Source organism: Bradyrhizobium sp. JYMT SZCCT0428, from assembly GCF_018131075.1.
Lineage (GTDB): Bacteria > Pseudomonadota > Alphaproteobacteria > Rhizobiales > Xanthobacteraceae > Bradyrhizobium.
On sequence record NZ_JAFCLS010000009.1, the window covers coordinates 193,555 to 216,185 of the forward strand.

Sequence of the window (22,631 nt, forward strand, 5' to 3'; positions counted from 1 at the left end):
TCCTACGGACCTATTGACGACAATTCACTTCTCTCTGAACGAACGCATCAGCTGATCGCTCAGCGGCTTCATCAGATACGAAAACATCGTGCGGTCGCCGGTTTGCACGAAGGCTTCCACCGGCATGCCCGGGATCAGCTTGTTGTTGTCGCCGAGGCGGGCGACTTCTGCCGGCGGCAACGAGACGCGGATCGTGTAATAGCTTTGCCCGGTGCGCTGATCGGTGGTGACGTCGGCCGAGACCCTGGTGACCTTGCCGTTCAGTTCCGGCGTGGTGTGCTGGTTGAAGGCCGATAGCCGCAGCAATGTCTTCTGGCCGATCTGCAGCTTGTCGATGTCCTGCGGATTGACCTTGGCCTCGACCGAGAGATCGTCGGCCTGCGGCACGATCATCATGATGGCGTCACCGGCGGTGATCACGCCGCCGACGGTATGCACCGTCGACTGCAGCACCATGCCGGTTTGCGGCGCCCGGATGTCGATGCGGCGGAGCTGATCTTCCGCGGTGACCTTGCGCTCGACGAACTCGCCGATCTTGTCGTTGGTCTCGCGCAAATCCTTGGAAACCTCGCTGACCAGCTCCTTGTCGATCTGGATGATCTGCAGCTCGGTCTCGGTGATCTTGCCCTTGGCCTGCGCGCGCGAGGCGATGTACTGCGCGCGCTCACCCGACAGGCGGGCGGAATCGCGCTCCAGCGTGGTCAGGCGCGAGATCTGGATCAGGCGCTGGTCGTAGAGCTGGCGGACGCCGACCAGTTCCTTTTCGACCAATGCGATTTCCTTGTCCTTGGCTTTCTCCTGCGCCGAGAGGCCCTCGATTTCCTCATTGAGCTGCATGACCCGCTCGCGCAGCTGGGCCTTTTGCCCGGCGCGGCCGTGGACACGAACCTCGAACAATTTGGTTTCGCTCGCCATGACGTCCCTGACGTCGGGATCGTCGGCGCGATCGGCCAGCATCGGGGGGAACTTGATCTTGTCGGTGCCGCGCTGTTCGGCCTCCAGCCGTGCCGCGCGCGCCAACAATCCGTTGAGGGTTTTGACGACGATCGCCAGGCTCGCCTTGACCACGGTCTCGTCGAGACGGACCACGACATCGCCGGCCTTGACGGTATCGCCGTCGCGCACCCGCACTTCACCGACCACGCCGCCGGTCGGGTGCTGCACCTTCTTGACGTTGGAATCGACCACCACCGATCCCGGCGCGATCAGCGCGCCCGAGATCGGCACCGTCGAGGCCCACCCGCCGAATCCGCCCACCAGCACCAGCATCAGCGCCAGGCCGACCACCAGATGCGACCGTATCGAACGGCGTGCGCCTTTCAACTCCTCGCTCATGGTTTGGCTCCCGGGGCAACGATCTTGATCGGTGCGGGCGGCGGCGGGACGGCGCGCTGCAGCACCTGGCCGAGAACGGTTTCCTTCGGCCCGAACGCCTGCATGCGGCCGTCCTTCAGCACCAGCAACTGGTCGACCGCCTCGATGCCGATCGGCCGGTGCGCCACCACAATCACGATGGCGCCGCGCTCGCGCGCGCCGCGAACCGCACGGGTCAGCGCCTCGTCGCCCTCGGTGTCGAGGTTGGAGTTCGGCTCGTCGAGCACGATCAGGAAGGGATGGCCAAACAGCGCCCGCGCCAGCCCGACGCGCTGCGCCTGCCCGGCCGACAACGCGGTTCCTTGCTCGCCAATCTGGGTGTCATAGCCCTCGCGCATCTTGATGATCATGTCATGCACGCCGGCCTCCTTGGCCGCGATGATGATCGCATCCGATTTGGCGTCGGGATCGAAACGGGAAATATTCTGGGCGATCGAGCCGGCGAACAATTCGACGTCCTGCGGCAGATAGCCGACGTGACGGCCGAGCACGTCTGACGACCATTGGTCGAGCGCGGCGCCATCCAGCCGCACCTTGCCGCGCACCGGCATCCAGACGCCGACCAAGGCACGGATCAGCGACGACTTGCCCGATCCGCTGGGCCCGATCACGCCGACGCCGGTTCCGGCCTCGACCGCAAAAGTGACATCCTGGACGATCACCCGCTGATCGCCGGGCGGCACGATGGTGACACCCTCGACCGACAATCGCTTCGACGGGCTCTGCAGCAGGGTCTGGGTGTTCGGCGCCGGGATCTGTTCGAGCAGTTTGTTGAGGCGATGCCAGCTCTGGCGCGCCGCAACAAAACCCTTCCAGTGCGCGATCGCCAGATCGACCGGCGCCAGCGCCCGCGCGCTCAGGATCGAGCCTGCGATGATGATACCGCCGGACGCCTCCTGATGGATCACCAGATAGGCGCCGACCGCCAGCACCGCCGATTGCAGCATCATGCGCAGCACCTTGGCGATTGCACCTAAGCCGCCCGCGACGTCGCTGGCACGCTGATTGCCGGCCAGATAGGTCTCGTTGGCTTCGGTCCAGCGCTTGGTCAGCCGCCCGGCCATGCCCATCGCGACCAGCACTTCGGCGTTGCGCCGGCTGGTTGCCGCCAGATCGTTACGCCGCGCCGCCAGCATCATGGCGTCCTTGGCCGGCTGGCGCGACATCACTTCGGTGATCACGGTGAGCATCACCAGGATGATGGCGCCGACCAGCGCGGTCAGGCCCAGCAGCCAGTGGAATGCGAAGCAAATGGCGAGGTAGAACGGCAGCCAGGGCAGGTCGAAAAACGCGCCCGGTCCCTGGCTGCCGAGGAAGGAGCGAACGTTATCGAGGTCGCGCAGCGGCTGCAGACCTTCATTGCGGGCGCCCACCATCAGCGGCAGGCGCACGATGGTATCGAAGACGCGGGCATTGATGGCTTCATCGAGCGCGGTGCCGATGCGGCCGAGAATCCGGCCCCGGATCAGGTCGAGGCCACCCTGGGCGACGTAGAGTCCCCCGGCGAGCACGACCAGGCCGATCAGGGTCGGCACGCTCCGGCTCGGAATCACCCGGTCATAGACCTCCAGCATGAAAATCGAGCCGGTCAGATACAGCAGATTGATCATGCAACTCATGATGCCGACGCCGATAAACGCGTTGCGACAGGCGCGCAGCGCAATACCGAGTTCGGACCGCCGGACACCGGGAGCAGCTGCCATCAATTCGTGTCTCTGCAAAAAGGGATTAGCTAACGGGCTGGTTCTACCGATGTTTGTGGCCAGCGTCTATTTAAGTCACGTTAACCTGAATGCGGTTCATGCCCCTGCAGGCTGCAGGACGTCTGACCGAAACACCGGGAAATGGGCCGACGGAGCGGGTCAGGCGGGTCCGGCGCGGGGCTTTGCCGGTTCGGCCGTCGCAAAAGGCGCTGGAATCACTGATATCGAGGCCCGTCCAAATTCGCCGTGCAGGTCGAACACCCACTCCCAGTCCTTAAGGCCGCCTGCCGGCCGCCAGCGGGTTTCGGCGCGGCGCCCGGACCCCGTGAATGTCCGCGCACCGCCTTGCGGATCATGGTAGGTTCCGCGCCCTGGCTGCACCCGTCGTGCAGGTCTCGACGGAGTTCTCGCGGCCACATGATCAGCTTTGATACCGATGGCTTGCGGCCGGACGAGCGCTTTGACCACTGGTGCGAGGTGCGCGCCAAGGGGCTGTTCGGCGTCACCATCGAGGTGTCGCGCGAGCGGCGGCCGGATTTCCGCGGCCGGTTCTCCGCCTGCGAAATCGGCGGTGCGACCATCGCCGAGATGCAGGCCTCGTCCTACAAGGTCAGCCGCACATGGGCCGACATCAAGCGCATGCCCGGCGACAGCCTTTACATTTTCAAGCAGGTAAGCGGCCCCGGCCTGCTCCGGGCCGGCGGTGAGCGTGTCCACATGATCGCCGACGGCACGATGACGACAGCCCATTCCGACGTGCCGTTTGCCGGCACCCCAATCCGTTCCGACGGCTTCCATTTCCGAGCGCTGAAAATACCAGTTGCCGCCAATGCACGGCTCGCGGCCGGCGTGGAGAATTTGCTCTGCGAGCCGCTGCTGCCGGAGACACCGCTCGCGCGATTGATCGAAGCCATTTTTGCGGCGATCGTCGAACAGCGAATAGAGGCGGCCGACGCCGAAGCCACCATTCGCCATATCGCGCAACTGGCGCTGCTGGCGCGCGGCCGGGTGACGCCAGGCGCGCCGGAAAGCCGCAACGCGGTGCGGCACGGCTATCTGCAGATGGCGCTGGCGCTGCTGAGAAGCCATCTGCTGGAGCCGGGTCTGTCGCCGGCGCGGGTGGCGCGGGCATTGAACATCTCGGTGAGGCAGCTTCATCTGCTGTTCGAGCCGACCGGACAGTCGTTCGCGCGGACGCTGCTCGCGATGCGGCTCGCCGAGGCGCGGCGTCAGCTTGAATCCATTCCGCTCCGGCCGGTCACGGAAATCGCCTCTGCCAGCGGCTTCGACAGTGTTGCCACTTTCTACCGTGCCTTCCGTCAGGCCTATGGGATGGCGCCGGGTGACCTGCGCAAGGATTTGCGGCGCGGCTGATTTTTCCGCCCTAGAGCCTTTTCCGTTCCGATGGAATCGGAACGGGGCTCTAGATTCTCTTTTGACGCGTTTTCCTGACGCGAACCGGTGTCCACCCCCGGATCAAGTCCGAGGGCATGCTTCGCTCGAAAACGCTCTATCTCCGGCCGCGAACCAGCCGCACCACCAGCAGCAAGATGACGGCGCCGATCACGGCATTGATGATCTCCCTGATCACGCCGGTGCCGATATGAATGCCGAGCTTGGGCAAAAGAAGGTTTGCAACCAGCGCGCCGGCGATGCCGACGAGGATGTCGCCGATCAGGCCAAAACCGGTGCCGCGCACGATCTTGCCGGCCAGCCAGCCGGCGACGAGCCCGATAAACAGGACGACCAAAATGCCCTGGTTGGATATGTGCACCTGAAAATCCCCCCGCTTCGCGCGCGTGATCTGACGCCGCGGTTTTAGACTACCGGCAATTCCCCGATGTGACGACCTGAATCTACCCGCCACGCCGCCTGTGGTGGAACCGTCAATCGCAGTCCGCGTTATCCGGCAATGACGCAACCTGATATTTGGTATGTAAGTTTTGGGCCGGAGCGGACCGACGAGAGTGCGACGAGCATGGTCCGTTCGACCCGCAAATTTAAATCGGAAGTCGACGCCAAGCTGTTCGCGATGCAGATTCTGGCGAAGGGCTGGTCTGCGAGCGCAGGCACGCTCAATCCGCACCAGCCCAAGCAGATCGTGGGGCCCGCCCAGATCGAACAATGGGCAGATCCGGGGTTGGGTGGATAGTTTCACTGTCCGTCATGGCCGGGCATAGCCGTCTGAAGGACGGCGTCGCTTTACGTCTTTCTTGCTTAGCTGAAGCAAGGACGTGGATGCCCGGCATCGCAGACAAGTTTACGCAGTCTGCGTAAGGCAGACTGCTACGGCCGGGCATGACGAGTTGTGAGACAACGCCCGCGCGCTCAGCCCGCGGCGGCAGCTGCTGCCGGTTCGGCCAGGACGCAACGCGCGATTCGATCCGGCGCAACCTGCACATTGGGCGGCAGTTGCTCGGTGCAGCGCGGTTGCGCCACGCTGCAACGCGGCGCGAACGAGCAGTTCACCGGCGCCTTGTCGAGCGATGGCGGCGTGCCGGGGATGGTCTCCAGCCGCTGGCCGCGCTTGGCGCCGTGGGTGGTCGATGCCAGGAGCCCGCGCGCATAGGGATGCATCGGCGTCCGTACGATGTCGCGCAGCTTGCCCTGCTCGACGATCTGGCCGGCATACATCACAGCGACACGGTCGCAGATTTCGATGGCGACGCCGATGTCGTGGGTCACAAAAATCACCGACATGCCGAACTCGCGCTGCAATTCGCGCAGCAGCAGCAGGATCTGGATCTGCACGGTGGCGTCGAGCGCCGTGGTCGGCTCGTCGGCCAGCAGGATCTTCGGCTTGCAGGCCAGTGCCAGCGCGATCATCGCGCGCTGCCGCATGCCGCCGCTCATTTCGTGCGGATAGGCATCGAGGCGGCGCTTGGCAGAGGGAATGCGGACCACCTCCAGCATTTCCAGCGCCCGCGCGGTGGCCTCCTTCTCGCTCTTGCCTTCATGACGCATCACGGATTCGGAAATCTGCCGGCCGATGGTGTAGACCGGATCGAGCGCCAGCGCCGGCTCCTGGAAGATCATCGAAACGGTCTGGCCGCGAAACGCCGACAGCTCATCGTCATCAAGCGCCAACACGTCGCGGCCGAGAACATTCACGCTGCCCGAAATCTGCGTCCGCTTCTTCGGCAATAGCCGCATCAGCGCCCGCAACGTCACGCTCTTGCCCGAACCTGATTCACCGAGCAGGCCGAGCACCTCGCCCTCGCCAAGCGAGAGCGAGATGTCGTTGACGGCGTGCACGGTACGCTCGCCGGTGAAGCGGATGTTGAGATTTCGAACTTCGACGAGGTTGGTCATGCCGGTTTGGGTACCTGTTTATGATAGTCCGTGGCGCGCTGGAACGCGGCGCCGATCCGCAGCAGCATGGCCTCGTCAAAGGAGCGGCCGATCAATTGCAGGCCGACCGGCAAACCGCTTTTGGTGAAGCCTGAGGGAATCGAAAGCGAGGGCAGTCCGAGGTAATTGACCGGGCGGGTAAATTTCGTGATCCGCTGGATCACGGCCTCGGCGTCGCGGCTGTTGCCGACATCGCTCTCGGCGATGGTCACCGCCGGCATCGGCGCAACCGGCGCGATCACAGCATCGGTGCCGGTGACCGCAGCCAGATACGCCGCCAGCGCCGGACCGCGCCAGCGCATCGCTTCCAGATATGACACTGCCGGGATCGAGAGCCCGTTCTGCAGCCGCATCAGGACCTGCGCGCCGTAATCCTGCGGCCGCTCGATCATCCACCTTTTATGGAACGCAGCGGCTTCGGTCGCGAGCACCAACTGGCAGGCGGCCGTGAGCTGGCGCTGGTCCGGCAGTTCGACCGAGACGATCTCGGCGCCGTCTTTCTTCAGCGTCGCGATCGTCTCATCGAGAACGCGCGCCACTTCGGCATCGAGATCGTCGACATAGAACGCGGTCGGCACGCCGATCCTGAGGCCTTTGAGCGAGCCTTTGGTTGCCGCCAAATAGTCCGGCACCGGCAGCGTGGATGCGGTGAGATCATCGGGATCGGCACCGGCCATCAATCCGAGCAGCAGCGCGCAATCTTCCACGCTCTGCGCCAGCGGGCCGACGGTATCGAGCGATTGCGACAGCGGCATTGCGCCGGCGCGGCTGACGCGGCCAACCGTCGTCTTCAACCCGGTGACGCCGCAGAAATGCGCGGGCATCCGGATCGAGCCGCCGGTGTCCGATCCCAGCGCCGCAAAGGTCAGCCGTGCGGCGACCGCCGAGCCCGAGCCGGACGACGAGCCGCCGGTGATGTGATCGACATTCCAGGGATTGCGCACCGCGCCGTAATGCGGGTTGTGGCCGGTCGGGCCGTAGGCGAACTCGACCATCTGCAGCGAGCCGAGCCTGATGGTACCGGCATCCTTGAGGCGCTGCAGCGCGGTCGAGGTCGTGGTGGCGACGAAGTCGCGGCGGATCTTCGAGCCGCAGGTGACGACCTTGCCGGCCTCGTAATACATGTCCTTGTGCGCCAAGGGCACGCCATGCAGCACGCCGTGCGCATTGCCTTTGGCAAGCGCGGCATCGGCGGCGTCGGCCGCCGCCAGCGCCTCCTCCGCCTCGATCGCCATGAAGGCATTGAGCCGTGGTTGCCATTGCGCGATGCGATCGAGACAGGATTTTGTCACCTCGCGCGATGAAACTTCCTTTGACGCGATCGCCCTGGCGACCGACACCAGCGACATCAGGGCCGGTTCGGTGCTCATTTCGACACCTTCAGATTCAGATTCTGCAGGTTCTGCACCAGAAGAAAGCTCGCGGGCTCCAGATCGAACGGCAGGGTGCCGGCGACCGGCGCGAAGCCTTCGAAGGCCGGCCCGATGGAAGTGGCGATCCGCTCGGCGACTTCGGCGCTAACAGGCACGCCCGCGACATCGGTCATGACCTTGACCTCTTTTGGACTGGGTTTTGTCATGTGAACGTCCTCTCCCTTATTGTTTTTCTTTGCCCGGTGCGCGGCTGTGCCCGGAGCCGGGAATAGCCATGTAGCAGGCCGCCTGATGGCCCATTGTATCGAGGTCGCTCAGTTTTGGCGTCGCATTTGAGCAGAGCGGCTCCGCATATGGACAGCGGGTGTGAAACCGGCAGCCCGGCGGCGGATCGATCGGATTGGGCGGATCGCCCGTGATCGGCGGCGTCTGGGTGCGGTTGTCAGGATCGGCCGACGGCATCGCCGCCAGCAGCGCCCGTGTATAGGGATGTGCCGGTTCATCCCAGACCTTGTCGACCGGGCCGAGCTCGACGACCTCGCCTAGATACATCACCAGCACGCGGTCACTGATGTAGCGCACCACGTTGAGATCGTGGCTGATGAAGAGGTAGGTCAGGCCGAACTCGCGCTTGAGATCGGCGAGCAGATTGAGCACCTGGGCTTCGACCGACTTGTCGAGCGCCGACACGGCCTCGTCGAGGATGACGAGCCGCGGCGACAGCGCCAGCGCACGCGCGATGTTGACGCGCTGGCGCTGGCCGCCGGAAATCTCGTGCGGATAGCGGTTGGCGAAGGTTTCAGGCCGCAAGCCGACCTTGCCGAGCAGTTCGCGCGCCAACGTGCGCGCGGCGGCGTCCGCCATGCCGTGCACCTTCGGGCCGAACGCGATCGAATCCTCGATGGTGAGGCGCGGGTTGAGCGAGGCGTAGCTGTCCTGGAACACCATCTGCATGCCGCGGCGCAAGTCGCGCAGCGACAAGGCGCGGCCGACCTGCATGCCGTCATAGATGATATCGCCGGCATCTGACTTCATCAGGTGCATCAGAAGCCGCGCGGTGGTCGACTTGCCGCAGCCGGATTCGCCGACGATGCCGACGGTTTCACCCTTGGCGATCGAAAACGAGACGTCGTCGACCGCGCGGACGGTCTTGCGCGCGCTGAACAGATCGCCGCGCACCGGGAAATGCTTGGTCAGGCCGTTGACCTGCAGCAGCGGCTGCGCGGCGCCGCCGACATCCTCGATCTTTTCCAGCAGTTCGACCGTCGGGCTGCTCTCGTTCATCGCGTCAGTTCCTGATGTCCATGGCGCTGCGCATGCCGTCGCTGAGCAGATTGAAACAGATCGATACCGCAAAGATCATGGCGCCGGGCAGCGCCGCGACCCACGGATTGACATAGATCGCGGTACGCAGCGTGTTGAGCATCAACCCCCATTCCGGCTCCGGCGGCTTGGTGCCGAGGCCGAGGAACGAAAGGCCGGCGGCGAGGATCATCGACACCGAGATCAAGCCGGTGGCGTAGACGAAGATCGGGCCCAGCACGTTGCCGAGCATGTGCACGCGCATGATGGTGAAGGGCCCGGCGCCCGAAGCGCGCGCGGCCTCGACGAAGTCCATGTTGCGCACGCCGGTGGTGACGCTCTCGGCGACGCGGGTGATCTGCGGCACGAACACGATGGTCAGCGAGACGATGGAGTTGACGATGCCGGCGCCGAGTGCGCCGGAAATCGCGATCGCCAGCAGCACCGACGGGAATGCATAGAACACGTCGACGGTGCGCATGATCGCGGTGTTGAGCTTGCCGCCGACGTAACCGGCGACAAGACCAAGCGATGTGCCAATCATGAAGGCGAGGATCACGGGCAGAATGCCGATGAGCAGCGACAGCCGGCCGCCATAGACCAGCCGCGCCAGCATGTCGCGGCCGAGTTCATCGGTGCCGAGCGGATAGTTCGGCGTGCCGATATGCCGAAGCCGGCGGATCATCGAGCCCTGATAGGGATCGGCCAAACCGAGCCACGGCGCCAGCAGCGCGGACATGAAGATCAGCACCAGAATGAAGGCGCAGACCATGCTGACCTTGTCGCGCCGGATGCGGCGTCCGACGGTCGCCCAATAGCCCCGCGCCTGGGTGGCCGGTGCCGCCTGCAGGGCGGTATCTGTAATCGCGCTCATGTTAGCTCCGCTTGATGCGCGGATCGATCGACGCCTGCGCGATATCGACCAGGAGGTTGAGGGCCACGAAGAACAGCGCCAGCACCAGGATCGTGCCCTGCAGCAACGGCAAATCGCGCTGGAAGATCGCCGAATTCAGCAGCAGTCCCGAGCCCGGCCATGAAAACACGGTTTCGATCAGGATCGAGCCACCGAGCATATAGCCGAGCTGAAGGCCCATCACCGCAAGCGCCGTCGGCGCCGCGTTCTTGATGACATGGCGGAACACGTCGGTCTCGCGCAGGCCCTTTGCGCGCAAGGCCTCGACGAAGTCCTGGCTCAATATGTCGCCGGTCAGGGCCCGAACCGTGCGGGTGACGATGCCCATCGGAATGACCGAGGTCGTGATCGCGGGCAGGATCAGATATTTCATGTGCTCCCAATCCCAGCCCCAGGCGCCCGAGCCGCCGGGACCGGCGCCGACCGCGGGCAGCCAGTTGAGCTGCACCGAGAAGATGATGACCATCACCATGCCGAGCCAGTAATGCGGCACGGAGACGCCGGCGATCGCGATCGAGGTCGCGACCTTGTCGACCCAGGTGTCGCGGAAATAGCCGGCAATCAGGCCGAAAAACAAACCCAGCGTGAAGCCGATCGACGCGGCGGCAATCGCCAGCGTCACGGTGTTGCCGACCGCGCGCAGCACCTCCGAGAGCACCGGACGGCCCGTCGCAATCGAATTGCCGAGATCACCGTGCAGTGCACGCCACAGCCAGAGCCCGAACTGGACCGGCAGCGGGCGGTCAAAGCCATAGGCGGTACGCAATTGCGCCGCGAGTTCCTGGCTGGCGTCCGCCGGCAGCACCGCGACCAGGGGATCACCGGGCGTGATGTGGACCAAGAGGAAGCACACCAACGCCACGCTGGCCACGATCGGGATCACATAGACGATACGGCGGGCGATATAGACGAGCATAGATCACTTTCACTCTGCTTCCCCCCTCCCCGTGCGGGAAAGGGTGGCCATAGGCGGCTTTGCCGCCGTTTTCAGAAGGGCCGATGGCTTGCACCGGCTATGCGAAGTCCGTGCCAGTTGAAGGGGCGGAGAGGCCCTCTCGTCCGTCTTGGTTTTGCGAAGTCCCTCGCTCCCGTCCGACCATAACGAGGAGAGCGCAGGCCCGCAAATTACGGCGTTATCGTCACCGGCGAGAAATCGACGAACCAGCTCTTCGGCTGCACAAAACCCTTGATCTTCGGGCTCAGGGCCCGCGGACCGACGTCGTGTGCGACATAAAGGAACGCCGCGTCGTCGACATCCTGCTTGAGGACCTTGTCGACATTCCAGATCACCGCGTCGGCGTCGAATGCCGAGCCATCATGGAACGTGACGCCGGGACGAAGCTTGAAGGTCCACTTCGTCTTGTCGGCATCGTCGACCTTCCAGTCGGTCGAAAGGCCGGGATTGCCGACGCTGGCCTTGGTGGCCGAGGACATATCCCACATCGTCAGCGAGTCGTACATCGTCACGCCGGTGAAACGGTTGCCCTCAAATCCCTGATCGGGCTGGCCCAGCGTGCGCGGGATATCGGCGGCGGTCATGCCGATGCGCAAAACGGTCTCGGCGCAGGCAATTTGCGGCAGAGCGACCACCGACATGATGGTCAACATCAAGATCGCCGATGCAGGTCTGTTCATGCGGTAACTCCGAAGGCCAAAGCCGGCCGCGCAGTTCAAGTCCGGCAGATATCCCAGACGGGTGCCTTGGTGCGCGAACGGCCGAGGCCGCCCAAGCCGCCGATGGCATCAAATTAGATCGGGCCACCCATTCGCACAATTATATAATATAGACATCAGCGTTGCCCTATCGGCAATCAGTATCTAGCCTCGGCGCGCCCTGCGCCAACAACGGAGAGACCGCAGATGGAGCCATCGCTGCGCTATTTCATGGCGGTTGCACACAGCCGCTCCGTCAACGGAGCGGCTACGGAACTCCGGATCGCCGCCTCGGCGATCAGTCGTCAGATCACAAAGCTCGAGAACGAACTCGGCGTCCGCCTGTTCGAGCGGAAGGCATATGGGGTCGAACTGACACCGGCCGGCGAGGTCTATTTGCGCCATGCGCGCAACACCAAGCTCGCGATCGAGCGGGTCGTTTCGGAGTTGAACGATCTCAAGGAGCTTCGCTCCGGTCTTGTGCGCATCTGTTCGATCGAAGGTATCGTCGGCGACCTCCTGACCCGCGCGATCGTAACGTTCAGAGAGCTGTGTCCAGGTATCGAGTTCAGCGTGACCGTCAAGGGCACGGCGCAGGTTCCCGAAAGCGTCGCGAACAGCGAGGCAGACATCGGCATTGCGTTCCATCCACAACCGGACGAGGCCTTCACGACGGCGTTTCGCATACGGGATCCGCTTTTCGCGGTGGTGGCGCCGGATCATCCGGCCAGTGGCCGCAAGCGGCTCTCGCTTGCCGAGCTGATCCAATACCCCATCGCCGTACCGGAATCGGTCTTCGGAATTCGGCAGTTGATCGACACCACCTGCAAGGCCAACGGCCTGCATCTGCGCCCCATGCTCAAGACCAATTCGATCGAAGCGCTGAGGGCGTTTGCACGCCAGAACGGTGGCGTTACCGTTCTGCCGCGCCTGTCGATCGAGCGCGATTTGAAGGCGAACACCCTGGTGAAAATTCCCCTGACAGATCCAATTCTGACCAGGGCGTTCTTCGAGGCTTTCACGCTCAGGGGAAGACCACTTCCGATCGCCTCCGAACGCTTTCTGAAACACCTGAGCGAATTGGTGCGCGCCATCGACCGTTGAAGGCGGCATTACGGCTGCTGGATCAACATCTCGCGGGCGGTCCGGCGTACATCCATCTCGAATTCGAGGTCGGCGATCGGCGGTCGCGTGTAGTGCCACGCGACCGCGCGAGGGGCAGCGCCGCGCCCCCACACCTCGTTGATCAGAAGCGCGCCAACGTCGTGCACGGTGTAGGCCTGGGTCGATGTCGCATCGCGCCAGCCGAAGCCGAGCGCCGTCAGGCGACGCTCCATCTCGACCACGACGAAACGTACCTTTTCGCGCAGCCCGGCCGCCGTCAGGTCCCCGCGGCGAACAATGTAGTCGCGGTAGTTCGGCTTGCCTTCAGGCGCTTCGCCGCCGCCCGCCACCACGAACGTTTTTAGCCGCGAGTCCGTGGCGGGAACGGTGTAACAAAACGCCAGCAGCGACGGCGTCGCTGGCGGATTGATCTGTGGGCAAACATTGGTGCGCGCGACCGGGTTCGCCCCGTCACGATACAGACCCCATCGCTCGAGCGTTTTGATATAGTCCCGGTTGAAGCTGAGGAAATCCTGGTCGGACAGCGGACCGGGCGAACGCAGCTCGCAAGCGCAAAACGCGGTCGTTGGCCGGCCTCTTGCCTTGAGGTGACTTTCGATGGCGGCGAACCCCACCGAAATCGGCACCGGCTCCTGGAATTGCACACGCTCGATCTCGAAACCAGGCTCGGCGGCAACTCCCGCGGAATACTGGAACACGCCCTCGACATACCGATAGCCGCCGGCGCCAAAGACCCGCACTTCTGACATACTATTCTCCCTAGGATCGCTCCGAGATCCGCTCGCCGGATGGCAGGATCATCGCGTAAGTCTGCGCGCAGGCTACCGCGCCGCAGACGCGGCTGTGCCGCCACCCCACAATGCGAAGTGACGAGCAATGTCGTTCGCCTCATGCCGCAGCAAAAGAGTCAGCAAAATGCGCGCCTTGATTCCGTCAAGCCATCCGGCGCGGATCGCTCCGCGCTCACCAAGATCGATCTCAGAACCCGGAAAGCCATAGGTGCCGCTGAGCACCTCGCCGGCTCCGGTACGGGATGCGATAACAACCGGAATGTTCGGCGATACCCTGCCGACGGCCTGCGCCGCCACACCTGACACGTGACCACCGCCGTAGCCTTCGATCACGACACCCGAATATCCCTGATTTGCAGCCAGCTCGATCAGCGCGCCGTCGTCATCGAGCCCCAAGGTCACGAGGGCAACACGATGGCGCTGCGGGCTCGCACACCGGCCGATCGGAGGCAACCGGTTGACATGGGCCACCATGCGGACGCGCTGCTCGACGACGAAGCCGAGGGGTCCGGAGGGGCGCGATCGAAACGCCGACGGCCTGCTGGTGTGCGCCTTGGTCACGAAGCGTGCCGCATGGATGTCGTCATCGAACACAACAAGCGTACCAAGATCTCGGGCTGCCGGACTCGCGGCAACCCGAACGGCGGCCAGAAGATTGGCTGGCCCATCGGCACCGGGCGCGACCGGACTGCGCATCGCACCTGTGACGATGACCGGGACATCGCTTGCCACGATACGGTCGAGCACGAAGGCGGTTTCCTCGATGGTGTCGGTGCCTTGCGTGACGACGATGCCGTCGGCGCCCGCACTTGCCGCGTTCTCGATTGCGGACGCGAGCGCTTCGAGGTCCGCGAAGGCGAGATCAGGCCCCGGCAGTTGCCTGAACGTGGTGACCTCGAGACTGGCGAGGTCAGCCAGCTGGGGCACGGTTCGTACGAGAGCTTCTCCGGTCAGCGTTGGGATCAATCCGGCGGATTGCCCCGGCTGCGTTGCGATCGTTCCGCCCAGGGCGAACACCGCGATTTTCGGCTGGTCCATACGGTTTCTCTGATGGCCAACCCCGCCGCGTGGATGAGGTTCGGCAGTTGTCGCCGGACGCCCCCGCGCGAAAGGCCGAGGTCGAACGGGCCCAATCTAGATCGGGTCACCCGTTCGCACAATTATAGAATATAGACACTCTCGTTGCTGTATCGGCAACGAAGGCCGATCGAATTTCTCGGACGTCATGGCCGGGCTTGTCCCGGCCATCCACGTCTTGGCCACAAGCAAGAAAGACGTGGATGCCCGGGTCAAGCCCGGGCATGACGAAGAGAACGCAAACCCGCCAATCAAGGCGCGATGGTCACCGGCGAGAAGTCGACGAACCAGCTCTTCGGCTGCACAAAACCCTTCACCTTCGGGCTCATGGCGCGTGGAGACACGTCATGGGCGACGTAGAGGAAGGCGGCATCGTCGACCGAGGCCGCATGCAGTTCGGCCAGCGCCGCGTCGCGCGCCGCGGGGTCGAAGGTCTGGCGTGCCTTGGTCACCAGCTCATCGAATTTGGGATTGTTGATGTAGCCCCAATTGTTCGACACGGGAGGTGCCATCGACGACTGCAGGAAGCGCACCAGCGCGAAGAACGGATCCATCGCCGCATAGGTCACGTTGGTGGCGTTGGCGTTGTTGGCGGACGCGTCCTTGGCGCCGCGGCGCCAGTTGGTGAACAGCGTATTCCACTCGATCACGTCGAGCTGGACGTCGAAGTAGCATTCGGCCAGCGCCTGCTGCAGATATTCATTCATCGGCAGCGGTTGCATCTGGCCGGAGCCGGACGCCGAGGTCTGGGTCTTGACCGTCAGCTTCTTCGACGGACCGTAACCGGCTTCCTGCATCAGCTTCTGCGCCGCCTTCAGGTCATACTTGATCTCGAAGGTCGGCTTGCCGCGCCAGGGATGACCGGCCTCGAACGTGCCGGTCGCCGGCACCATCAGGCCGGCGAGCAGACCGTCCTTGAGGCCTTCACGATCGACGCACAAATTGGCGGCCTTGCGAACGCGAATGTCGTTCCAGGGCGAGCCTTCGATGCGCGAAAACTGCCACGGCCAGACATGCGGCGATTCGTTGGCCTGCAGCGCGAAGCCGCGTGCCTTGATTTCCTTTACCGCATCGGGCGCGGGCGCCTCGACCCAGTCGACCTGACCGGAGAGCAACGCCGCGGTGCGGGCATTGGCTTCCGGCATCGGCAGCAGCACCATCTTGTCGACCTTGGGCACGCGCGCCTTGTCCCAATAGCCTTCGTTCTTCACGAGTTCGAGCCGCTCGCGCGGCGTGAACTTCGACATCTTCCAGGGGCCGGTGCCCGAAGCCTCGCGGGCGAACGCCGCCCAGGCGGCCTGCGATTTCGCCTTGGCATCCGCCCCCTCAGCCGACTCGAACAACTTTTGCCATTTCGAGGGGCTCGCCATGAACAGATTGGTCAGGTTGATCGGCAGGAAGCTGTCGGGCTCCTTGGTGGTCAATTCCACCGTCAGATCGTCGATCTTCTTCGCGGAGGCCAGCGTCGGCATGCGCGAAGCGGTGACGCCGACCTGGCTGGCGTCGAACTGCGGCGCATCCTGCTTCAGCACCTTCTCGACATTCCACACCACGGCGTCGGCGTTGAACGGCGAGCCGTCGTGGAAGGTGACGCCGGGACGCAGCTTGAAGGTCCACTTCTTCTTGTCGGCATCATCGACCTTCCATTCGGTCGAAAGCCCGGGGATCATCACGCTCGCCTTGCTGGCCGAGGAGAGGTCCCACATGGTCAGCGCGTCATACATCGTGAGGCCGGTGAAGCGATTGCCTTCAAAACCCTGGTCCGGCTGCCCCAGCGTGCGCGGAATATCGGCAGCCGTCATGCCGATGCGCAGTACGGTTTCAGCGCTGGCGGCCAGCGGCAGGCCGACCACTATCGCCGTCGCCAGCATCCAGGCCTTGATCCAAGCCTTGGCGGTTTTCCCGGCGGTTTTCTTGAATGTCTCGTTACGCATATGCAGCAATCCCTTCTCTACTTCAGGTGACTAATTCTTATGCAAAGTTATGCAACGCCTGTGCCAAAAGAGATAGTTCTTCGCGAAAAAGCCATGTGACATATGGTTTCTTCCCGCTCCGCACGAAGAAAAGCCAGTGATGCCTATTCTGGCATCAAGCTTGCAAGTTGGCATTAGGTATTCAGCATACTGCCAACGGAGCTTAGTTCATGCGCACCCGCAATTCGATGCTACTCGTCGCCGCTATGGCGCTCGCCATCGGCGCCCTGCCGGCTACGCCGATGCAGGCCGAATCCGTGGTCCGCTACGGCATTTCGATGGCCGATATTCCCCTGACCACCGGTCAGCCGGACCGCGGCGCCGGCGCCTATCAGTTCAGCGCCTACACGATCTACGATCCGCTGGTGGCGTGGGAAATGGACGTGGCCGACCGGCCCGGCAAGCTGGTGCCGGGGCTCGCGACTGAATGGAAGGTCGACGACAAGGACAAGACCAAATGGCGCTTCAGTCTGCGCAAGGACGTCAAATTCCATGACGGCAGCGCGTTCAACGCCGACGCGGTGATCTGGAATCTCGACAAGGTGCTGAACGAAAAGGCACCGCAATTCGACAAGCGCCAAAGCGCGCAGGTGAAGACCCGCCTGCCCTCGGTCGCCAGCTACGCCAAGATCGACGACGACACCATCGAGATATCAACCAAGGCGGTGGATTCGTTCTTCCCCTACCAGATGCTCTGGTTCCTGGTCTCGAGCCCCGCGCAATATGAAAAGCTCGGCAAGGATTGGGACAAGTTCGCCAGCCAGCCGTCCGGCACCGGACCGTTCAAACTGACAAAGCTGGTGCCGCGCGAACTCGCCGAACTCACCAAGAATGCGGATTACTGGAACAAGAAGCGAATTCCGAAGGCCGACAAGATCGTCCTGATTCCGATGCCGGAAGCGCTGACGCGCACCAATGCGCTGCTCGCCGGCCAAGTCGATCTGATCGAAACGCCGGCCCCCGATGCGGTACCGCAGCTGAAATCCGCGGGGATGCGCATCGTCGACAACATCACGCCGCATGTGTGGAATTATCATCTCAGCGTACTGCCGGGTTCGCCCTGGACCGACATCCGCCTGCGCAAGGCGCTCAACCTCGCGATCGACCGTGAAGGCGTCGTCGGCCTGATGAATGGACTGGCCAAACCCGCCAAGGGTCAGGTCGATCCGTCGAGTCCGTGGTTCGGCAAGCCGAGCTTCGAGCTCAAGCATGATGTGGCGGCGGCCAAGAAACTGGTCGAGGAAGCCGGCTACTCCAAACAGAAGCCGCTGAAGGCCACCTTCATCATCGCCCAAGGCGGCACCGGACAGATGCTGTCGCTGCCGATGAACGAATTCCTGCAGCAGAGCTTCAAGGAAATCGGCATCGAGATCGACTTCAAAGTGGTCGAGCTCGAGACCTTGTATACGGCCTGGCGCAAGGGCGCGGCCGACGAGATGAACGCCGGCATCACCTCCAACAACATCGCCTATGTCACCTCGGATCCGCTCTACGCCATCGTGCGCTTCTTCCACTCCGGCCAGATCGCGCCTGTCGGCGTCAACTGGGGCGGCTACAAGTCACCAAAGGTCGACGCGCTGATCGACGAAGCCAAGCAGACCTTCGATGCCACCAAGCAGGACGAATTGCTGGCGCAAGCCCATGCCCAGATCGTCGACGACGCCGTGCTGGTGTGGGTGGTGCATGATACCAACCCGCACGCGCTGTCGCCCAAGGTGAAGAAATTCGTGCAGGCGCAGCACTGGTTTCAGGATCTGACGACGATCGGGCTGGAGTAGGGCTGGATATCTCGTCGTCGTCCCTGCGAACGCAGGGACGACGGAGACTTATTTTGTCAGTCCGTAGGATGGGTAGAGCGCAGCGAAACCCATCACGCTTCTGCCCAGGATTGATGGGTATCGCTTCGCTCCACCCATCCTACGTTCCTACTTCGTCAGCAGCGCAAACGCGCCGTTCCAGTCTTCCGGCGGCGGGGCTTCCTGGAAGTTGAGGATTCGCGCCTCGTAGAGATTGAACAACAGCTCGAGCGAGCGCACCTCGTCGGTGTGGCGGCCGCGCTCGATTGCGGCCAGCGCGCCTTGCCAGTCCCGGCCGCGATAGCAGGCCAGCATCTCGATGGTCAGGTTGCGCAAGCGCTGGAAGCGGCCGGACTGCGCGGTGTCCTCCCGCCCGGCGATGGCGTAGATCACCTCGGGCTCCTTCTTGCCCTTCACCATGATGAAGTCGAGTTCAAGGATCGCGAACTTGTCCTTGACCGCGAGCGCGGTTTTCGAGCCGACGATGATCGGGAAGCCGTATTCCTTGGACTGGCCCTCAAGCCGTGAGGCCAGATTGACGCTGTCGCCGAACACCGAATAGTCGAAGCGCATGTCGGAGCCCATGTTGCCGACCACGCAGGTTCCGGTATTGAGTCCGACGCCGACATTGAGCGGAATGAACGGGCGGCCCTCTTCCTCGGCTTCCTCCATCCGCTCCTGATTGAGTTCGTCGACACGCTCCAGCATATCGAGCGCAGCCTCGCAGGCGTTGAGCTGGTGATCCTTGTCGTCGAGCGGCGCGTTCCAGAACGCCATGATGGCGTCGCCCATATATTTGTCGATGGTGCCCTTGCGGTGGAGGATGGCGTTGGTCAGCGGCGTCAGGAAGCGGTTCATCAGCGCGGTGAGGCCCTGCGGGTCCCGCTTGTAGGTCTCCGAGATCGAGGTGAAGCCACGCATATCGGAGAACATGATGGTCATCTCGCGCTCCTCGCCGCCGAGCACGAGCTTTTCCGGCGACTGCGCCAGCTGGGCGACCAGCGCGGGCGACATATACTGGGAGAACGCGTTACGGATCTGTTTGCGCTGCTTCTGCTCCCGGACGAAACTCGAGAAGATCAGCGTGAGATAGATCGACGTCGTCGATATCAAGGGATAGGTGAAATCGATCAGCAGCCGGTGCTGCGAATAGAAATACCAGGACGTTCCGATCAGCGCGGTGGCAAACGCCGCACCGAGCGCGACCAGCGTGACCGGTCCGAACAAGGGCGCGAACGCGATCACCAATAATCCGAACAAGACCGCGGTGGCGAATTCGATCGAGATGCCGAAGATCGGCTGCGAGATCACCTCCCCGGTCAGCGCGCTCTCGAGCACCTGGGCGTGGATTTCCACGCCGGGCATGGCGCGTGACACCGGCGTTGTCTTGATGTCGTTGAGACCGACGGCAGAGGTGCCGATCAACACCAGCTTGCCGGCGATCTTCTCGGGCGCAACGGTCTTTTCCAGCACATTGATCGCCGGGACATAGAGCGACGCATCATGCCGGGCGTAATGGACCCAAAGCTGGCCATTACCGTCGGTCGGCAGCTGAAAGCCCTTGATGCCGAGGCTCTTGATGCCGGCCTTTTCGGCCTTGATCAGGATGGTGCCCGAACCGGTGGCGACGCGCAGCATCTCGAAACTCAGCGAGGGCATGGTCTGGCCCTGCGCCTGCATGATCATCGGCACCCGCCGCACGATACCGTCGCGTTCAGGCTTGATGGTGAACAGCCCGCGTCCGGCCGCTGCGTGCTCCAGCACCTTGGTGTTGCGCAGCAGGCCGGGAAACTCGAACATGAAGCGTTGCGGCTCCTCGCCGAGCATCGCAAGCCCGGTCACCGGAAGCGTCTTGTCGAGCACACCCATTTCTTCCGGCAAACCCGATTCACCCAGCACCACGCGCGAGGCGCGGATGGCGTCGGCGAAAACCTGGTCGTTGCTCGGCAGCGAGCGCAACCGGCTGCGGGTTTCCTCATCGAGATTACGATAGGTATCGGCGACGAATTCCGGGTTGAGCCGGTCGGGCTCCGAAAACACCACGTCGAAGGCAATCACGACGGCACCGAGATTGGTCAGCTCCGTTACCAGATCCGCCAGCCGCGTCCGCGGCCACGGCCATTGTCCAATCTTTTCCAGGCTTTTGTCGTCGATATCGACGATGGTGACCGGACGTGCGGTCTTCTTGCGCGGGTCGACGCGCTGGAAGGCGTCGAAGGTTCGAACGCGGATCTCTTCGACCGGAGCCGGGTCCCACACGCGCAGCGCGGCAAACCCGATCAGCAGCGCAACGCACGCCAGCCGGGCATAGCCAAAGCGCCGCTTGAACCACCGCCAGAATATTCTCAGCCGCTTCATGCTGCTTCGGTATCACGGGCAGGCAGATTGTTCCAACGGGTTGCGACCCGCGCCGCGGCATTATGGGACCCCGGCGCTTCCAGAAGGCCGCTCGCCCGCTTTCCCGGCGGACCATGGCTGGCTATGGTGGCATGGGGGGACGATCCAGATTGACGAAACCAGACATTTCAGGCGGAACCCTTCGGCCGCCGCCCCGGCCTCACGATCCTGTTCGCGCGCTGCTGCGGACTGATACGCCGCTATTTTGTCGCCGGGCCGACGGCAAAATACGGCCACGACCGAGCGCATGCTCGGCCTATGCTGTGGCCCTTGATCCGCAACCATTGCCTGGTTCACGACAAATATTACGCCGTGCCGGACGTGCCGACGGTCAAGCTGCAGGATCCGAAAAGCAAGGTGGGCGCCGGCTAGCAGAACGCGGCGACGGCGGCGTGAAGAGGCTGAGCGGCTGGGGATTCCGCGGGTCTTGTAAGAGAACGTCTACCGGCTGGAGCGTCGCGGTCAGTTACCGATGCCGGGATGGAGGATGAAGTCGTTGGCCGTGAGGCTCGCGACTTGCTTCAGCGTGACATTGTCATCGCCGCCGAGCCAGAGCACCATATCCGCCGGATCGTTCTGGCTTGGCGCCGCATGGTCATGGAGCCATGCATCGATCGTTTCAGGGTTGATCGTTTCGAAAAACGCCCTGAGATCGATGTGGTCCTGCCCCGGCGTGAAGTCCGTGATCGTGTCGTTGCCGTCACCGACCCGGAACACGAACTGATCGGCGCCCGCGCCACCGGTCAGCGTATCGGTATTGCCGGTCGCGAAGATGACATCCTTCCCGTCCGTACCGGTCAGTTCGACATCGCTTTCGCCAGTCACGTTGAAGATAAAATTGACCGTGTCGGAATGGCCGAAGCCATCGGTGACTTTGAACGTGACCGAATCGGTCAGCTGCTGAGAACTCCCGGGATTGTAGGTGACGCCGGCATCGAGCGCGTCGTTGATATACTCCCGATCACCTGGATCGATCGACGGCGCCACGCTGCTGTCCGGGGACGCCCCGGTGGTCGCGGTAAAGGTGAAGGTCTCGGTCTCCGAGGCGTCGGCATCGGTGACGTAGAGACCGGAAACCATCGTTACTCCATCGCCGAGTTCGGAGAGGGTGAACAGGTCCGTTTGGATCACGGGCGCCGCGTCGTTGGTGCCGGTGATCGTGACGGTCTCGGTCTGTGCAACCGTCGCACCCTGCGCATCGGTCACGTTGTAGGACACCACGATCGTGGTGTGCTCATCGACTGCCAGATGATCGAACGCCGGATTGGTCGGATCAACCGTGAGCGTATGGCCGTCAGCGCCGAGAGAGATGCCCGCCGGCGCCGCCCCGGAGCCCGCTCCGCCGTCTACCGCGTAAGTCACGTCCGCAACATAGAGCGTCGCGGTCTCGCCATGATCGACGTCGGACGCGCCGTTCAGCAGATTCCTGGCGAAGGCGGAATCGCCCTCGTTGACATTATCGGACAGCGCCGCCGCAACCACCGGCGCATCGTTGGTGCCACTGATCGTGATGGTCTCGGTCTGCGCGACCGTCGCACCCTGCGCATCGGTCACGTTGTAGGACACCACGATCGTGGTGTGCTCATCGACTGCGAGATGATCGAACGCCGGATTTGTCGGATCAACCGTGAGCGTATGGCCGTCAGCGCCGAGAGAGATGCCCGCCGGCGCCGCCCCGGAGCCCGCTCCGCCGTCTACCGCGTAAGTCACGTCCGCAACATAGAGCGTCGCGGTCTCGCCATGATCGACGTCGGACGCGCCGTTCAGCAGATTCCTGGCGAAGGCGGCATCGCCCTCGTTGAC

At 63.4% G+C, this 22,631-nt stretch carries 18 protein-coding genes and 1 pseudogene; 4 read left to right on the top strand and 15 right to left on the bottom strand.

Annotated features, from left to right (window positions below):
• Positions 1–24: 24 nt before the first annotated feature.
• Positions 25–1,335, bottom strand: coding sequence for an HlyD family type I secretion periplasmic adaptor subunit (locus JQ575_RS12050; RefSeq protein WP_212033405.1), 1,311 nt, complete (start codon positions 1,333–1,335; stop codon positions 25–27).
• Positions 1,332–3,077, bottom strand: coding sequence for a type I secretion system permease/ATPase (locus JQ575_RS12055; RefSeq protein WP_212033406.1), 1,746 nt, complete (start codon positions 3,075–3,077; stop codon positions 1,332–1,334). Before JQ575_RS12055 ends, JQ575_RS12050 begins: the two co-directional genes overlap by 4 nt.
• A gap of 417 nt (positions 3,078–3,494) precedes the next feature.
• Between JQ575_RS12055 and JQ575_RS12060 the strand changes: the two genes are divergently transcribed.
• Positions 3,495–4,451, top strand: coding sequence for a helix-turn-helix domain-containing protein (locus JQ575_RS12060; protein ID WP_212033407.1), 957 nt, complete (start codon positions 3,495–3,497; stop codon positions 4,449–4,451).
• A 136-nt stretch (positions 4,452–4,587) separates the two neighbouring features.
• On the opposite strand, the gene JQ575_RS12065 is transcribed toward JQ575_RS12060, so the two are convergent.
• Positions 4,588–4,851, bottom strand: a complete 264-nt coding sequence (locus tag JQ575_RS12065; RefSeq protein WP_212033408.1) for a GlsB/YeaQ/YmgE family stress response membrane protein — start codon at positions 4,849–4,851, stop codon at positions 4,588–4,590.
• A 204-nt stretch (positions 4,852–5,055) separates the two neighbouring features.
• Between JQ575_RS12065 and JQ575_RS12070 the strand changes: the two genes are divergently transcribed.
• Positions 5,056–5,229 (top strand): hypothetical protein, encoded by a 174-nt coding sequence (locus JQ575_RS12070; RefSeq protein WP_192737029.1) that lies wholly within the window; start codon positions 5,056–5,058, stop codon positions 5,227–5,229.
• 176 nt (positions 5,230–5,405) lie between these two features.
• Here JQ575_RS12070 and JQ575_RS12075 read toward each other — a convergent pair whose 3' ends face one another.
• From JQ575_RS12075 to JQ575_RS12105, 7 genes and pseudogenes are all read right to left on the bottom strand, one after another.
• Positions 5,406–6,389, bottom strand: coding sequence for an ABC transporter ATP-binding protein (locus tag JQ575_RS12075; protein ID WP_212033409.1), 984 nt, complete (start codon positions 6,387–6,389; stop codon positions 5,406–5,408).
• A complete protein-coding gene (locus JQ575_RS12080) occupies positions 6,386–7,798 on the bottom strand; it encodes an amidase (protein ID WP_212033410.1) in 1,413 nt (470 codons plus the stop codon). The genes JQ575_RS12075 and JQ575_RS12080 overlap by 4 nt, the downstream gene beginning before the upstream one ends.
• Entirely contained in the window at positions 7,795–8,007 is a 213-nt protein-coding gene (locus JQ575_RS12085) for a hypothetical protein (protein WP_212033411.1), read from the bottom strand. The genes JQ575_RS12080 and JQ575_RS12085 overlap by 4 nt, the downstream gene beginning before the upstream one ends.
• Positions 8,008–8,023: 16 nt before the next feature.
• Entirely contained in the window at positions 8,024–9,085 is a 1,062-nt protein-coding gene (locus JQ575_RS12090) for an ABC transporter ATP-binding protein (protein WP_212033412.1), read from the bottom strand.
• Positions 9,086–9,089: 4 nt separating this feature from the next.
• Complete coding sequence (locus JQ575_RS12095; protein WP_212033413.1) at positions 9,090–9,977, bottom strand: ABC transporter permease; 888 nt, start codon at positions 9,975–9,977, stop codon at positions 9,090–9,092.
• Position 9,978: 1 nt separating this feature from the next.
• Positions 9,979–10,932: an ABC transporter permease gene (locus JQ575_RS12100; protein ID WP_212033414.1), complete on the bottom strand. Its 954-nt coding sequence runs from the start codon at positions 10,930–10,932 to the stop codon at positions 9,979–9,981.
• Positions 10,933–11,270: 338 nt separating this feature from the next.
• Positions 11,271–11,651: pseudogene (locus JQ575_RS12105) on the bottom strand (ABC transporter substrate-binding protein); the annotation flags it as partial.
• 225 nt (positions 11,652–11,876) lie between these two features.
• Here JQ575_RS12105 and JQ575_RS12110 point away from each other — a divergent pair.
• A complete protein-coding gene (locus JQ575_RS12110) occupies positions 11,877–12,773 on the top strand; it encodes a LysR family transcriptional regulator (RefSeq protein WP_212033415.1) in 897 nt (298 codons plus the stop codon).
• Between the two features lie 8 nt (positions 12,774–12,781).
• Here JQ575_RS12110 and JQ575_RS12115 read toward each other — a convergent pair whose 3' ends face one another.
• The 3 genes from JQ575_RS12115 to JQ575_RS12125 form a co-directional block, all read right to left on the bottom strand.
• Complete coding sequence (locus JQ575_RS12115; RefSeq protein WP_212033416.1) at positions 12,782–13,543, bottom strand: hypothetical protein; 762 nt, start codon at positions 13,541–13,543, stop codon at positions 12,782–12,784.
• A gap of 72 nt (positions 13,544–13,615) precedes the next feature.
• Positions 13,616–14,623, bottom strand: a complete 1,008-nt coding sequence (locus JQ575_RS12120; protein ID WP_212033417.1) for an asparaginase — start codon at positions 14,621–14,623, stop codon at positions 13,616–13,618.
• Positions 14,624–14,913: 290 nt separating this feature from the next.
• Positions 14,914–16,533 (bottom strand): ABC transporter substrate-binding protein, encoded by a 1,620-nt coding sequence (locus tag JQ575_RS12125; protein ID WP_249166610.1) that lies wholly within the window; start codon positions 16,531–16,533, stop codon positions 14,914–14,916.
• Positions 16,534–16,805: 272 nt separating this feature from the next.
• Here JQ575_RS12125 and JQ575_RS12130 point away from each other — a divergent pair, with 272 nt between their 5' ends.
• On the top strand, positions 16,806–18,413 hold the full coding sequence (locus JQ575_RS12130) for an ABC transporter substrate-binding protein (protein ID WP_212033419.1): 1,608 nt from the start codon (positions 16,806–16,808) through the stop codon (positions 18,411–18,413).
• A 147-nt stretch (positions 18,414–18,560) separates the two neighbouring features.
• On the opposite strand, the gene JQ575_RS12135 is transcribed toward JQ575_RS12130, so the two are convergent.
• Together JQ575_RS12135 and JQ575_RS12140 are read right to left on the bottom strand one after the other, a co-directional pair.
• Positions 18,561–20,789 carry a CHASE2 domain-containing protein gene (locus tag JQ575_RS12135; protein WP_212033420.1) on the bottom strand — a complete coding sequence of 743 codons (2,229 nt, stop codon included), beginning with the start codon at positions 20,787–20,789 and terminating at the stop codon, positions 18,561–18,563.
• A 501-nt stretch (positions 20,790–21,290) separates the two neighbouring features.
• On the bottom strand, positions 21,291–22,631 hold a 1,341-nt coding region (locus JQ575_RS12140), incomplete at its 5' end, for a VCBS domain-containing protein (RefSeq protein ID WP_212033421.1).

Excerpts from the sequence above, each read along its gene's own strand:
- JQ575_RS12100 (WP_212033414.1), bottom strand. The coding sequence starts at position 10,932 with ATGCTCGTCTATATCGCCCGCCGTATCGTCTATGTGATCCCGATCGTG.
- JQ575_RS12055 (WP_212033406.1), bottom strand. The coding sequence starts at position 3,077 with ATGGCAGCTGCTCCCGGTGTCCGGCGGTCCGAACTCGGTATTGCGCTG.
- JQ575_RS12125 (WP_249166610.1), bottom strand. The coding sequence starts at position 16,533 with ATGCTGGCGACGGCGATAGTGGTCGGCCTGCCGCTGGCCGCCAGCGCT.
- JQ575_RS12070 (WP_192737029.1), top strand. The coding sequence starts at position 5,056 with ATGGTCCGTTCGACCCGCAAATTTAAATCGGAAGTCGACGCCAAGCTG.
- JQ575_RS12120 (WP_212033417.1), bottom strand. The coding sequence starts at position 14,623 with ATGGACCAGCCGAAAATCGCGGTGTTCGCCCTGGGCGGAACGATCGCA.
- JQ575_RS12050 (WP_212033405.1), bottom strand. The coding sequence starts at position 1,335 with ATGAGCGAGGAGTTGAAAGGCGCACGCCGTTCGATACGGTCGCATCTG.
- JQ575_RS12110 (WP_212033415.1), top strand. The coding sequence starts at position 11,877 with ATGGAGCCATCGCTGCGCTATTTCATGGCGGTTGCACACAGCCGCTCC.
- JQ575_RS12085 (WP_212033411.1), bottom strand. The coding sequence starts at position 8,007 with ATGACAAAACCCAGTCCAAAAGAGGTCAAGGTCATGACCGATGTCGCG.
- JQ575_RS12075 (WP_212033409.1), bottom strand. The coding sequence starts at position 6,389 with ATGACCAACCTCGTCGAAGTTCGAAATCTCAACATCCGCTTCACCGGC.
- JQ575_RS12095 (WP_212033413.1), bottom strand. The coding sequence starts at position 9,977 with ATGAGCGCGATTACAGATACCGCCCTGCAGGCGGCACCGGCCACCCAG.
- JQ575_RS12060 (WP_212033407.1), top strand. The coding sequence starts at position 3,495 with ATGATCAGCTTTGATACCGATGGCTTGCGGCCGGACGAGCGCTTTGAC.
- JQ575_RS12080 (WP_212033410.1), bottom strand. The coding sequence starts at position 7,798 with ATGAGCACCGAACCGGCCCTGATGTCGCTGGTGTCGGTCGCCAGGGCG.
- JQ575_RS12115 (WP_212033416.1), bottom strand. The coding sequence starts at position 13,543 with ATGTCAGAAGTGCGGGTCTTTGGCGCCGGCGGCTATCGGTATGTCGAG.
- JQ575_RS12090 (WP_212033412.1), bottom strand. The coding sequence starts at position 9,085 with ATGAACGAGAGCAGCCCGACGGTCGAACTGCTGGAAAAGATCGAGGAT.
- JQ575_RS12135 (WP_212033420.1), bottom strand. The coding sequence starts at position 20,789 with ATGAAGCGGCTGAGAATATTCTGGCGGTGGTTCAAGCGGCGCTTTGGC.
- JQ575_RS12130 (WP_212033419.1), top strand. The coding sequence starts at position 16,806 with ATGCGCACCCGCAATTCGATGCTACTCGTCGCCGCTATGGCGCTCGCC.